Source organism: Xanthomonas sp. MLO165 (genome assembly GCF_018831305.1).
Lineage (GTDB): Bacteria > Pseudomonadota > Gammaproteobacteria > Xanthomonadales > Xanthomonadaceae > Xanthomonas > Xanthomonas arboricola.
On sequence record NZ_CP029263.1, the window covers coordinates 3,604,981 to 3,618,175 of the forward strand.

Below are 13,195 nucleotides of genomic sequence, written 5' to 3' on the forward strand. Positions count from 1 at the left end.
ACCTCGGTTGAGTGCGCGCGGCACAGGGCACGCGCACGCTGCGCGTGATCTGTGCCGATACCGACATCGCAGCGACGATTGCCAGCGGCCAGGCACGTCCTGGTCGCTGCAGGTCTCGAGCACGCCACCCGCCTTTCGCTTCCACTCCAGGACGAGCACACACAATGGCGGCCAAGCGCCAACGCAGTGCGAACAACGCGGCAACCCTGCTGGATGTCGCCAAGCACGCCGGGGTCTCGCCGATGACCGCTTCGCGCGTTATCAACCGCCACCCGCATGTCGGCGAGGAGATGCGCGTGCGTGTGGAAGCCTCGGTCCAGGCATTGGGGTATCGCCCTAACCTGGCCGGCCGTTCGTTGCGCACCAGCGGCCTGTTGCGCATCGGCGTGCTGTACAGCAATCCCAGCGCGGCCTACCTCAACCAATTCATGCTCGGGCTGCTCGAACAGAGCAGCCTCAATGGCAGCCAGGTGCTGGTGGAAAAATGCGGCGCCATCCGCAGCCAGCGTGCCGCCACCGAGCGTTTGCTGGCGGCCGGTGTGGACGGCGTGATCCTGCCGCCCCCCCTATGCGATTCGCGCCAGACCATCGCCGAACTCGATGCACGCGGCATCCCGGTCGTGGCGGTGGCGAGCGGCGCACCGATGGCGCAGATCAGCTCGGTGCGCATCGACGATTACCAGGCTGCGCGCGCCATCGTCGATCACCTGATCGAACTGGGCCATCGCCGCATCGCCTTGATCAAGGGCGACCCCAAGCACACGCCCAGTGCGTTACGTGCCAATGGCTATCTCGACAGCCTGCAGGCTGCCGGCCTGCCTGTGGCCGAAGAGTTGATGGCAGACGGTCTGTTCACCTATCACTCCGGCCTGCTCGCCGCGCGCAGCCTGCTCGCGCAGGCGCAACCGCCTACCGCCCTGTTCTGCAGCAACGACGATATGGCGGCAGCCGCCGTTGCGGTCGCACACGGCCTGGGCCTGCGCGTGCCCGAAGATGTATCGGTCGCCGGCTTCGACGACACCCCGGTTGCCACCACCATCTGGCCCGAACTCACCACCGTGCATCAACCGGTCACCGCGATGGGCCGCGCGGCGGTGTCGCTGCTGGCCGATGCGATCCGCCAGCGACGCAAGGGCGCTCCCGCGCAGGGCGTGCATCAGGTGATGAAGTACACCGTGGTCAAGCGCGGCTCGACGGCCGGGCCACCGGCGCGGTAAGCGCCGCATCGATCGGCATCGGGTAACGCCTGCGGCATCACGCTAAAAAAACGGCCACATCGCTTCCCGACGATGCGGCCGAATGGGAGGGTGCCTGACGTTGCCGTCAGGCGTACTGCAGCGCCGCACTCAGCGGCGACGGGAAGAAAGCGCAATGACCGCTTGGAGAGCGACAACAGCGAAACATGCGCGACCCAGCGCGGGGGTGCGCTGGGTCGCACAACGGTGCAGCCGGATCAGAAGCGCAGACGCAAGCCCGCGTAGTAACGACGCTCGAAGATGTTCTGGTCGTAGTAGTGGTTGGTCCACTGCGCGTAGCGCCGCTCGCTTTCGCCGGTCAGATTGGTCGCCTGGGCGTACAGGGTCAGGTGATCGTTGACGTCGTAGCTGAAGGACGCATCGAGATAGCCAACGTCGTCGTTCCAGATCGCCAGCTCGTCGCCCCAGGCACCGCTGTTGACCTGACTGAAGCGCTTGCTGCGCCAGTTGTACGCCACACGCGCCTGCAGCTTGTCCTTCTGGTACCACAGCACCGCGTTGGCCTGATGCTTGGAGTTGTCGCCGATCGGCAAGGTGTTGCCGTCGATATCGGTGTTGTCGGTGTCGGCGTCGGAGAAGGTGTAGTTGATGTTGGTACCGAAGCCGCTCAACCAGCCGGGCAGGAAGTCGAAGGCCTGCTGATACCCCACTTCAAAGCCCTTGATCTTGCCGCCACCGCCGTTGACGATGCGCTCCACCGGGCCACCCAGTCGCGCCACGCCATCGGCATCGGGCAACAGTTCGATATTGGTCACCGTGGTGGGGAACGACTTCACATCGATCAGGAACGCACCCACGCTGACCAACGACGCATCGGAGAAATACCATTCCCACGAGGCGTTGTAGTTGGTGGCGCGATACGGATCGAGATCCGGATTGCCGGAGCGACCATTGAGGAACAGCACCGCATCCGAAGGCAACGCGGGGTTGCGCGGTGGCGTGCCGTTGACCGCATAGAAGCTCACCAACCCGCGCCCGAGATCGGGCAGGTCCTGGCGCGCCACCGCCTTGTTGTAGGCAAAGCGCAGCTTCTGCGCATCGGTGATGTCCAGCGACAGGTTGGCGGTGGGCAGCACGTCGGTGTATTGGCGGTTCAATCGATTGGTACCGATCGCCGGGCTGACGCCGTTCCATTCGACATTGCCGATGAACACATTGCCGCTGCTCAGGTACTGGTCGATCGCCAGCTTGGTCTGCACGATGCGCGCGCCGATGTTGGCCGTCCACGGGACCGCGCTGCCGGTACCGCCTTCCAGATTGGCCAGAAAATACGCTGCGGTGCTCTTTTCGGTGACCTTGTACGAATCGGCGGCCTGCTGGTAGGCCACGTTGCCGGGGTACAGGCTGTTGAGATAGCCCACCGGGTCCTTCATGACCTGCGGGTTGATCGCCGGCAGGCCCTGGCTGCCCAGGCCGGTGACCTTGAGCGGATCGAAATCGTTGAAATACGCCCAGTAACCGGGAATCGAATTGAACGGCAGCAGGCGCGCTTCGGAGACGCCGCTGCAGGTGTCAACGATCAGCGGATCCTTGAAGTAATACAGCGAGCGGTTCGGGTCGGCGCAGCTGGTCGATACCGGCGACAGATAGCGATAGGTATCCAGCTTGACCTCGCGCTCGCCGTAGCGGATGCCGAACTGGAAGCCGCGCACCACGCCCTCGTCGAACTCGAAGGTGCCATCGGCGCGGAACGCGTCCATCGTCGCTTCGATCTTGTTGCCCTGCGCCCAGGTCGACATCAGCTGCCAGTTGTCCGGGTTGGACACGTCGGTGCCGAGGTTGACCGCCGGATAGGTGCCACGGAAATCCACCGAGGCATCCACTGTCGGCAAGCCGTTGGCGTTCGCCCACTGCGTGACGCCGCCGGCGCGCGTGATCTGGTCGCCACGCGTCACCACCGCATCGGCACGCGCTTCGTCGTAGGTGCGCTGCGCATCGCCATGCACCCAGCGGAACGAGGCACGCAAAGGGCCACCATCGTCGAAGCGCAACTCCAGATTGGTGTTGAGCGCGTCCGAGTCGGCAACGCCGGCCATCGAGTGGGCCTGGAAGCGGTTGTAGCGGAACTGGCCGTATTCCAGCACGCCGTTGGAATCGACCACCGACCCGGGCTGCAACTGGTTGGTGGCCCAGCCGGTGTGCAGCTGCGCGGCCACCGAGGTGTCCTGGTCTTCAAGCTTGGTGTAGGCCGCATCGGCCAACACCGTCCACGAATCGTTGATGTTGAACTGGAACGAGCCGTTGATGCCGGTGCGCTGGCGATCGGTGCTGCGGTTGTCCAGTTCGGTGGCGACCCAGTTGTAGAAGTAATCGCGCGGCAGATTGCTGGGGTCGGTGTTGCTGCCGATGCGCCCGTCGCCGTTGAAATCGAAGCCCACATTCTGCTCGGTGGATTTCTGCGCGCCATTGGAATACACGCTGGGGTGCTTGTTCTCCAGCGTGGCGTCGGAGTACGACACAGCCAGCAACGCGCCCCAGCGCTCGGTGCGGAAGCTGGCCAGCCCCGAGTACAGCTCGTTGAGTTCCTGCACGCGGTCGCCGTAGGAGCCTTCGGCCTGGCCGCTGAAGGTCCAGCCTTCCGGCAGGTCGAACGGGCGCCGCGTCTTCAGCGAGACGGTACCGCTGATGCCGCCATCCAGATCGGCGGCGGTCGGCGACTTGATCACGTCCACGCCACTGAACAGCGTCGGCGGGATATCGACGAAATCCGGCTGCGCGCGGCCGATGTTCGGCTGGCCGTATTGGTCGCCGCCACCGGCGCTCAGGTACAACTCGCCGTTCATGGTGGTCTGCACCTGCGGCATGCCGCGGATATTGAGCTGCGAGCCCTCGCCGGCCGAACGCCGGATCTGCACGCCGGGCACGCGTTGCAGCGAATCGGTGATGGTGACGTCGGGCAACTTGCCGATGTCTTCGGCAGAGATCGAGTCGATGATCTGCGCAGCGGTGCGCTTGTTCTCGATGGCCTCTGCCTGCGCGCCGCGCACGCCCTTGACCATGACCTTGTCCAGGTCGGTGACCCCGGCGGCATTGCCGGCGTCCTGTGCGCCTGCGCTGCCGGCAAGCAGGGTAAGTGCAGCCGCGAGTGCGGCGGCCAGCGGGGTGTGGCGGGTGTTCGAATGCAGCTTGTTCATGGTCCCCTCCCAGGGATGACGACAATCCACGACCGTTTCGAATGGCATTGCAGCAACGGCAATGCGGTATTGGCTGACGCGCAATCGGCGCGTCAGTGCGAACGCCGTGCGCGGGCACGGCGCGGCAACGCGCTGACGCCGCTACGGAGGCCCGTTGGCAACGCCTGTTGATGGTTCGACATTCCAGCCGCGCACCTGCAGCGTGGCATTGCGCAGGCTCGCCGCGGACGGGCCGCGGATCTCGATCTCGCGCTGCTCGCCCGGCACCAGGCTGAGGTAGTTGTCGCTGTAGTACGCCGGCAGGATGCGTTGGCCTTGCGCATCCACCAGGGTCAGCTTGGTGTTGAGCGCAACCTGCTGCGAGGCATTGCGTACGCTGGCGCGCAGCACCGGTTCGGCGCCCTCCTGCAGCTGCGCGCTGAGCTGCACCGGCACTGCCGCCAGCGCATCCAGACCACGCATGGCCGCCGCATCGCGCGCCACCCAGTAGAAATTGCGCGAACGCACGACCGCGTCGCGATCGAGCAATTGCAGCCGCACAAAGCCAAGGCCATTGGTGTCCTTGAGCAACGGCGCCAGTTGCAGCACCGGTGCCGACACCGCAACCGCCGCGGCCTCCAACGCTTGCTCGCGCTGCTGCAGCAACTTTCCGTCGGCGGCATAGACTTCTGCGCGCACGCGCAGGCCGCTCACCGGCTCGGCCGCATTGTTGACCACCACCACCTCGTGGCCGGGCAGGTTCATCTGCACATGCAGCATCTCTGCCGCATTGCGCACACCGTAGTAGGCCGCGTGGGTGTCGTAGTCGTGGCTGTAGATCTGCCACATGTTGCTGGGCCAGGCCGGATGGCTCATCCATAGCAGCCGCCCGCTGTTCTTGCTCCACAGCTGGGCGTTGAAGCCCTCGAAGATGGCGCGATGCGTTTCGTAGTTGAGCAGCTGCGCCTTGCGTTCGAAGTCGGCCAGGCTGGTCGGCGCGCCGAGCTTGTCGGTCAGCGAGCGCATGAAGCTGGCGGTGTCGCCGTTACCGGACTGGTGCCAGTCGTGATACGCCCAGACATCGCCGATCGGCCACTGGTCCTGCACCGCAGGTACCGATGCCTGGAACGCCTCCAGGGTGGAGAACGAGGGCGTGCCCACCTCCACCGAAAAACCCTGCGCCAGCTTGTTGAAGTACGCCACCGGCTCGCGGTAGTTGTACGGGCCGCTGCCCTGCAGATTGATCTCGTTGGAGCTGCCGGTATACCAGCGCGTGCCATCGAGTTCGGCCACCAGCTGGTCCAGGCCTTCGTTGAGAATCGGCGCCGGCACGCCTTCGTTGCGCCCGAACCACAGCACGATGGAAGGATGATTGCGGAAGCGCTTGATCACCTCGGCAGCGTTGTCCAGAAACAGCGCCGCGTCGGCCGGCTCCATGTTGTAGTTCTGGGTGGACTGCCAGAAGTCGTTGAACACCAGCATGCCGTATTCGTCGGCCAGTTCGAAGAAGCTGGCTTCGGTGTTCTGCCCCACCCAGTTGCGCACCACATTGAAATGCGCATCGCGCTGCAGGCGGAAGTACGGCTCCAGACGCTCGCGCGAGACCCGCTTGCGCCAGTCGTCCATGCCCCAGTTGCCTCCCTTCACCGCAATACGCACACCATTGATGCGCAGTGCCAGATGCGGGGCCAGGCTGCTGTCGTCGAGCTGCTGCACCGCCGGCGAGGACAAGGCGCCGGGATACAGGGATTGCGCATTGCCGCCGGGTACCGAACGGATCGCTGCATGCCGCACGTCGACGATGCGCTCGCCGCGTTGCCGGGCCTGATTGAGATCGACCAGGACGCGGCGCAGCGCGCCATCGTCGTCGAACAACGACAGTTCGTAGGTCACCTGACGAATGCCGAAGCGCAGCTGCTGCGCGTCCGACGGCGTACCGGCCACTTCGACGCTGACCTGCAAGGTATACAGCGCAGGCTCGCCATAACCGTTTGGCCACCACAGACGCGGATTGGCGACGACCAACTGCGGCGTATCCGCAGCAGTGAGCTTGAGCGTGCTGCCACCGGCCGGCACCGTGACGTCGCGCTGGATGCGTACATCGCCGAAGGCCAACTGCAACGTGCCCTGCACTGCTGCGGCAGTGTCGTTGCGCAATGGCACGTTGATTTCGAGTTCCGCGCGGTGATGATCCGGTGCCAGCTTCGCGGTGATCACTTGCGTATCACCGAGCGCCACTGGACCGGTGGCATGCAGCTGCACGTCCTGCCACAGACCGGCATTGCGATCGCGCACCGCCGGAATCCAGTCCCAGCCTTCGCTGGCGATGAAGGTCGGCCCGTCCAACGCCTGCATGCCGCCATTTTCGCCGACACCGGCCGTCATCGACTGTTCGTGCGCGATGCCGGGATGCGGTGGTGGCGACACCCGTACCGCGACGACGTTCCTGCCCGGCTTGAGCTGCTTGCTGACATCGAAGCGACCGCGTGCGAATGCGCCGCGGGTGCGGCCGACCTGGGTGCCATTGACCCAGATCTCGCCGGCATAGTTGATGCCGTTGAACAGCAGCTCCAATCGCTTGCCTTGCAGTGCTGCAGGCAGATCGAAACTGCTGCGGTACCACCAGTCCTGCCGGCTCAGCGATTCGGGAATCGCCATGTTGTTGAGGCCGATATCCGGATCCGGATACACGCCACGATCGACCAGCGTGGTGAGTACCGTGCCCGGCACGGTCGCGGCGCGCCAGCGGGTCTTGCCGGCAGCGTAATCGCTACGCGACAGCGTCGCACCGCTGGCCTGACCGAGCTCTGGTGCCGCAGCGAGTTGCCATGCACCGAGCCGCCATGCGGCGGCATCCAGCGGCTGCAGCGCAGGCGCTTCCGACACCGGCCTGGCGACCGGCGCCGGGAAGGGCGCAGCACTGCGCGGCAGGGTCGCCGCCGCTTGCGGTGCGAGTTGCCCTGCCATCTGCTTGACCTGCACACGCCAGCCGGGCGATGCGTCTTCGAAGCGCTGCAGCGCAGGATCCGGTGTCTGTCCGGCAAGCCGTGCGATGGTTGCAGCATCCAAGGCACCGGCCTGCGCGGTGAAGCCTGCAATCTCGCCGCCGAAGTGCTGCGTATACGCCGCCGGCTGCTGGCGCGGACCGAACACCAGCGTGGGCGCGACTGCGGTTTGCTGCACGTTGCCGCTGGCCACCTGGCGGCCATTGGCATACAGGCTCAGGCGCGTGCCCTGCGCAATTGCGGCAACCTGCGTCCAGACGCCGGCGCGCAGCGGCTGCTTGCTGCGCAGCACATGCTCGGCGCCTTGGGCGAAGCCCAGCAGGCCGTTGTCGATGACGAAGAAACGGCCAGCCGCCTGCGGATCACCGAGCCCGGCAATCAAGGCCGGGCCGGTGGTTCCGCTGGAGGGCCGCACCCAGGCGGACAGGCTCCAATCCGCATCGGCGGCCAGCAGTGGGGTTCCGGCAGCGAGCTTCTTGCTCAGCCCGAGACCGCCCGCGAGCACGCGCACGTCGTAGGGACCGGGCGGATCGGCATCGGCAGGTGCAGCCTCCACTGCAGTCCAGGCGATGCAAGCACACAACAACCACAGCGCTCCACGGCGGAACGCCTTGCGAACCATCAGCATTAGAGGCCTCTCCCAAGCTCTACTGCCAAGCAACGGTGCACACCACCTGGACGCAACCGCCAAGGCGACGCGTCGTCGCCTTGTCATTGCATCTGTCGTGATGCCGCCCGTGGCTGCCGCCCCTGTTTCAGCGGCCATGGTGCGAGGTAACGTTACCCCAGGTGGATATCGACGACAACCGTTCTGCGTTAGGGTTGGCGCTCCCAGGAGGAGGGGCTCATGCGAAACCTGATCCAGTCCGCATTACCGGCGGCGTGCGCGCTGCTGTGTTCGATCGCGTTGCCTGCAGCTGCGCAGCGTTTGCAGGTGCAGTCGCCCGACGCACGTACGCAGGTGGAATTCACGCTGCGCGAGGGCGGCGTGCCGAGCTATCGCGTGCTGTATCGCAACAAAGTCGTGCTCGACGACGCTCCGCTCGGACTGGATCTGGGCCTTGCCGACACGCTCGGCAAGGCGATGACGTTGCAGGGCAGCACCACCGAAACACATGACAGCCGCTTCGCCCTGGCCGTGGGCAAGACGCGTCAGGCACGCGATCACTACCGCCAATTGCGCGTGCAGTTGTCAGACCCCAAACAGCGACGCCTGACAGTGGAATTGCGCGCCTACGACGATGGCGTTGCGCTGCGTTATGTGCTGCCCGACGCCGGTGAGGTGCGGATTCGCAATGAGCTCACCAGCTTTGCATTCCCCAGCGATTACGCATGCTGGAGCTTGAACCTGGGCCGCTTCGGCACCAGCCATGAGGGCGAATACGATGCGATCGCCGCATCCAGGTTGCGCCCGCACAATCTGCTCGAGTTGCCGCTGGTGTGCCAGACCGATGCCAGCGGCACCACGCTGGCAATTGCCGAGGCGAACCTGCGCGATTATGCCGGCCTGTATCTCAGCGGCCGCGAGGATGGCAGCCTGGGCGTGTCGGCGAAATTATCGCCACGCCTGGACGACCCCACGCTGGCCGTCAGCCTTGATGCCAAGGGCCGCGATTTCGCCACGCCGTGGCGGGTGATCATGCTGGGCGACAGCCCGGTCAGCCTGATTGAATCCAATCTGATTTCCGCACTCAACCCACCGCCGGCCTTCGATGCGAGCTGGGTGCGCGCGGGCAAATCGGCATGGGATTGGTGGTCCGGCTCACTGGCCAGCGGCGTGGCACAGCCGGGCATGAATACCGCCACGATTCAGCGCTACATCGATCACGCGCAGCAATTGAAACTGCAATACATGCTGATCGACGATGGCTGGTATTTCGGCAGCACCGGCGATGGCCAGTACAACGTCGATGCCGATATCCGCCGGCCGGTGGAGCAGCTCGACCTGCCGGGACTGGTGGCCTACGCACGGCAGCGCGATGTCGGGCTGTGGCTATGGGCGCATTGGCGCGCGCTGGATGCGCACATGGACGAAGCACTCGCCTGGTATCAGCAACTCGGCATCAAGGGCATCAAGGTCGACTTCATGGACCGCGACGACCAGCAGATGGTGGATTTCTACCACCGCCTGCTAGCCAAGGCCGCCGAGCACAAACTGCTGGTGGATCTACATGGCGCCTATCACCCGACCGGCCTGACCCGCACCTATCCCAACTACCTCACGCAGGAAGGCGTGCTCGGCGCCGAGTACAACAAGTGGACCACGCGCATCACCGCCACCCACAATCTCACGCTGCCGTTTACGCGCATGTTGCTCGGGCCGATGGATTACACACCGGGTGGCTTCCGCAATGTGCGCCCGGCCGAGTTCAAGATGCAGCACATCGCGCCGCAGGTGATGACCACGCGTGCGCAGCAACTGGCGATGTATGTGGTCTACGAAAGCCCGTTCGCGGTGGTCGCCGACAGCCCGGAACAATACGAAAACGTGCCGGCAGCGCAGTTCCTGCGCGATGTGCCGGCGAGCTGGGATGAGACACGCGCACTCGATGGCGCGATCGGCGAGCACATCGCACTGGCGCGGCGTAGCGGCAAGGACTGGTACGTGGGCGCGATGACCAACGAGCAGGCACGCACGCTGACCTTGCCGCTGGCATTCCTGGGCAAGGGCAGCTGGACCGCCACCATCTACGCCGACGGCGCGGCCCCGACGGAGGTGCGTATCGATACGCGCAAACTCACCTCCAACGACAGCCTGCAGCTGCCATTGGCTGCAAACGGCGGCGCCGCCGTGCGACTGCAAAAAAAATAAGCTCGGCGGACAGGCTGCGTCCGCTGAGTTGAGCCAAGTCGAGTTGAGTCAAGCGCGCGTACCGTGGCGGTACGCCCGATCGATTACGGCAGGTCCACGCCTGCGCACACCGCCGGGCGTGCATCCTTGAGCGGGCGCACGCCACTGGCGTCGAACTGCAATGCCGCATGCTTGGGCGCAAATGCCGGCCAGGCCGGCAAGCCCTTGGTGTTGGGATTGCCACGCTGCACGAATGCGGCCCAATAGCGCTGCAGACTCACCGGCGGCTGGCCGATCGGCAGACCCTTGAACAGGAACGGCAGCTCGGCGCTATGCGTGACCCGCCCGCCCGGTGCGGCGGTATCGAACACGTAATGCCACACCGGCACGCCGAGCGCGGCCTGATGCTGGGCCACGGTCACTGCCGGGCAACGGAAGGTCAGATCGGTGGACAGCTGCATCGCTGCGTCGCCCTGCCGTGCGGCACGCTGCGCCGCATGCGTGCGTTGCGCCTGCAGCACGGCATCAGCCTGCGCCGGATAGTCGCGACGCAGCCGCGCCTGTGCACCCTGTTTGCCGCCGTATTCCAGCTCCTGCACCACATAGCCGATCAACAGCGGCACCTTGGCCTGTGCACCGTCGGCCAGCAACGCGGCCGGCGCACGCGGCAGCACGCGCCCATCGACGATCGCCTGCAGCCAGATGTAGCCATCGTCATCCAGTGCCGGCACGTCGACACCCTGCCCGGCCTTGATCAGCTGCTCCACCGGCAGCGCGCGCAACTGCGCCAGACGCGTGGCGGGGTCATCGATACCTGCACGCTTGGCGATCTCCACACCCAGCGCGCGATTGTCTTCCAGCGAACGTGCCGGCAATCCGAACCCGGCGGTGCCGCTCTGCTCGATCGCTGCCGAAAACAGACCACGTGCCAGCGGGCTGAGCATCAGCAAGCCCACATCCTGGCCTCCGGCCGACTGCCCGGCGATGGTGACCCGCGCAGGGTCGCCACCGAACTGCGCGATGTTGTCGCGCACCCATTGCAGCGCGGCGATCTGGTCGAGCAAGGCGTAGTTGCCGGCGGCTTGATGGTCGCCATCGCGCAGTTCCGGCAGCGACAGGAAGCCGAGCGCACCGAGCCGGTACTGCAGCGTCACCACCAGCATATCCTGTGCGACCAGGTTGGTCGGCAGATGGCCATCGGCGCCGCCGGCCACATTGGCGCCGCCGTGGATCCAGACGAACACCGGCAGCGGTTTGGCCGGCTGCAGCGTCGGCGTCTGCACCTCGACGTAAAGACAATCTTCCGTACCGCGCCTGGCCATGGCGTTGTTCCAGCCCAGCGCCGGTTGCACGCACGGGGTGGCGGCCTGGGTGGCATCGCGCACGCCCGACCAGGCAGCGGCCGGTTGCGGCGGCTGCCAACGCAGCGCGCCCAGCGGCGGCGCGGCAAACGGAATCGCGCGAAACACCGCACTGCCGTCGTCCTGCCACTGCCCGCGCACCAGGCCGTGATCAGTGCGCACCTGCGGCGGTGCGGCAGGCGTGGAGGCCGCTGCAGCATGCGCGCTGACACTCAACGCACAAGCGGCGGCAAGCAGACCGGCACACAGGCGCATCACGACTCTCCACCCAACGCACGGGCACGCCAGGCGGCCTGGAACACGGCGGTGGCCGAGGCCACGTTGAGGCTTTCGACCTTGCCGCTGCCGCGGATCGACAACTGCAGGTCGCAATCGCGCGCGAACTGGCGGTCCATGCCCTCGCTCTCCGCGCCCATCACATACACCAGCCGTTGCGGCAGCGCGGCGGCGAACACGTCCTGGCCGCCCTCCACCAGCGTGGCCGCCACTGCGAAACCGGCCTGACGCAGCTGCGCCATCGCCGTTGCGGTGTCGGGCAGTTGCACCAGCGGCACCGCTTCGGCGCCACCTTCGGCCACGCGCGCGGCTGCGCCGGACAGACCCAGCGTGGAGCCGGCAGGCAGCAGCAGGCCGGCTACCCCGAAGTGCGCGGACGAGCGCAGGATCGCGCCGAAGTTGTGCGGGTTGCCCACGCCATCCAGCCACAGCGCCAGCACCGGCCCCTGCGGCAACGCAGCCAGCCAGTCCTGCAACGGCTGCGGGGCAACGCGCAGCACATCGGCCACCACACCCTCGTGGTGCGCGCTGGCGGCGAGCTTGCTGAGATCGGCTTCCTCGACCACGCGGTAACCGATGCGCTGGGCCACGCACCAGGCCAGCAAGGCCTTGAACTGCGGGATGCGCGCCTCGCTTAGATACAGCTTGCGCATGGCCTCCGGGCGCGCCTTGAACACGGCCTGCACTGCGTTGATGCCGTACAGCCGCAGCTCGCGCGCATTGCCGCCGGACGACGAAGCCGCGGACTGCGGGGCAGCAGGCGTGTAAGCCGTTGGCGCCTGCCGTGCCGGCGTGCGCGCTGCCGATGCGCGCGGCGCGGCGCGGCCCCAGGGATTGTGCGAGGCGCCGGAGCTGCCGCCATCGCGCGGCGGTCGTCCGCCCCGTCCATCATGCTGTGTCATCGTCGTATCCAGGGTTCGTGTTACTTGCCGGCGCTGCGGGGACCGAATCGCCCCTTCCGCCACCAGCGGTGTTCGTCATCCTGCAGGCCGGCACAGCCGGCGGTGCAGACGCATTGGCGACGATGGTAAGCCACTGGCGCAACGAGCCGTATACGAGGTAGCCGACGCGCGGCCTTCGAGGCCCTGCAGCTCGGGTGAATCGTGTTGACGTTGACGCTATGCAGGACACGCGGGACCGGTGCCGATGCCGGTGACGGATCTGCGCCAACCCGCCGCGTGCAAATGCACTTGGCCAACGCGTTCGCCAGCGCACGTGGCCGGGATCAGTCCAGATCGGCCGGCAACTCCACCGGCGCGAACACGCGCAAATCATGCAGCCCATCCGGCCGCATGATCGCGCCGCGGCTGCAGCCTTCTTCGACGACGCCGTTGCGCAGCACCACCCTGGCCGATGCCGGATGGTCCCGCCGCGCCCGACTGGCGGAACGTGC

Annotated in this window: 6 protein-coding genes and 1 pseudogene; 2 read left to right on the forward strand and 5 right to left on the reverse strand. The window is 66.2% G+C overall.

Going from position 1 to position 13,195, the window contains the following annotated elements; genetic code table 11:
* The first annotated feature begins 164 nt into the window (after positions 1-164).
* Complete coding sequence (locus DGN21_RS15175; protein ID WP_184433700.1) at positions 165-1,217, forward strand: LacI family DNA-binding transcriptional regulator; 1,053 nt, start codon at positions 165-167, stop codon at positions 1,215-1,217.
* Between the two features lie 236 nt (positions 1,218-1,453).
* Here DGN21_RS15175 and DGN21_RS15180 read toward each other — a convergent pair whose 3' ends face one another.
* Positions 1,454-4,390: a TonB-dependent receptor gene (locus DGN21_RS15180; RefSeq protein WP_102585144.1), complete on the reverse strand. Its 2,937-nt coding sequence runs from the start codon at positions 4,388-4,390 to the stop codon at positions 1,454-1,456.
* Positions 4,391-4,531: 141 nt separating this feature from the next.
* Positions 4,532-8,002: a LamG-like jellyroll fold domain-containing protein gene (locus tag DGN21_RS15185; RefSeq protein ID WP_184577584.1), complete on the reverse strand. Its 3,471-nt coding sequence runs from the start codon at positions 8,000-8,002 to the stop codon at positions 4,532-4,534.
* A gap of 219 nt (positions 8,003-8,221) precedes the next feature.
* Here DGN21_RS15185 and DGN21_RS15190 point away from each other — a divergent pair, with 219 nt between their 5' ends.
* Positions 8,222-10,186 carry a glycoside hydrolase family 97 protein gene (locus DGN21_RS15190; protein WP_184577581.1) on the forward strand — a complete coding sequence of 655 codons (1,965 nt, stop codon included), beginning with the start codon at positions 8,222-8,224 and terminating at the stop codon, positions 10,184-10,186.
* A gap of 83 nt (positions 10,187-10,269) precedes the next feature.
* Here DGN21_RS15190 and DGN21_RS15195 read toward each other — a convergent pair whose 3' ends face one another.
* From DGN21_RS15195 to DGN21_RS15205, 3 genes and pseudogenes are all read right to left on the reverse strand, one after another.
* Positions 10,270-11,784 carry a carboxylesterase family protein gene (locus DGN21_RS15195; protein ID WP_184577578.1) on the reverse strand — a complete coding sequence of 505 codons (1,515 nt, stop codon included), beginning with the start codon at positions 11,782-11,784 and terminating at the stop codon, positions 10,270-10,272.
* Complete coding sequence (locus DGN21_RS15200; RefSeq protein ID WP_184577575.1) at positions 11,781-12,704, reverse strand: TrmH family RNA methyltransferase; 924 nt, start codon at positions 12,702-12,704, stop codon at positions 11,781-11,783. The genes DGN21_RS15195 and DGN21_RS15200 overlap by 4 nt, the downstream gene beginning before the upstream one ends.
* 323 nt (positions 12,705-13,027) lie before the next feature.
* Positions 13,028-13,165: pseudogene (locus DGN21_RS15205) on the reverse strand (GNAT family N-acetyltransferase); the annotation flags it as partial.
* Positions 13,166-13,195 lie beyond the last annotated feature (30 nt).